Source organism: Flavobacterium sp. A45 (genome assembly GCF_002001005.1).
Classification (GTDB): domain Bacteria; phylum Bacteroidota; class Bacteroidia; order Flavobacteriales; family Flavobacteriaceae; genus Flavobacterium.
In genome coordinates, this window is the sequence record NZ_MUNX01000142.1 from 1 (window position 1) to 497 (window position 497).

Sequence of the window (497 nt, forward strand, 5' to 3'; positions counted from 1 at the left end):
ATACAAAAGAGATGGTCAAATTGTTACAATTATTGGAGATTCTGAAATTAAAAAAGATCTTTATTCAATTTTATCAAATTCGATTTGTTCATATTTTTTAGTAAAATATGATTCAATATTAAAAGCTGGTTTAGAATCATATTTTTTATTACCATCAGGTGTTTATGCAACACATTTTATTAGAATAGCGAATATTTTTAAAGAAAGTCAGGATATAAATATTTTATCAATTTTTTTATTACCTTTTTTAAAGGGGAATCCGGAAATAATTTATTCCGATACTCCAACAATTTTTCCTTTAATTTATTCTTGCTTACTTTATATAAACATTAATAATACAAAACCTTTTAATCCTAGGATTAAATTTTATTCATCCAATACGGTTACTAGAGATGAGATTGAAAATATTGGAAAATCACTATTTATAGTATCAACTTCAATAAATGGTTCGTTGCCTAACAAACTAAATAAATTAGGTGTTGATTGGTCTAAAATAG

1 protein-coding gene is annotated in these 497 nt (G+C 23.7%); it reads left to right on the plus strand.

Annotation, left to right across the window (positions count from 1 at the left end; all coding sequences use genetic code 11):
- Positions 1-497: hypothetical protein (locus B0E44_RS18895; RefSeq protein ID WP_165688818.1), on the plus strand; the 497-nt coding region annotated here is incomplete at both ends.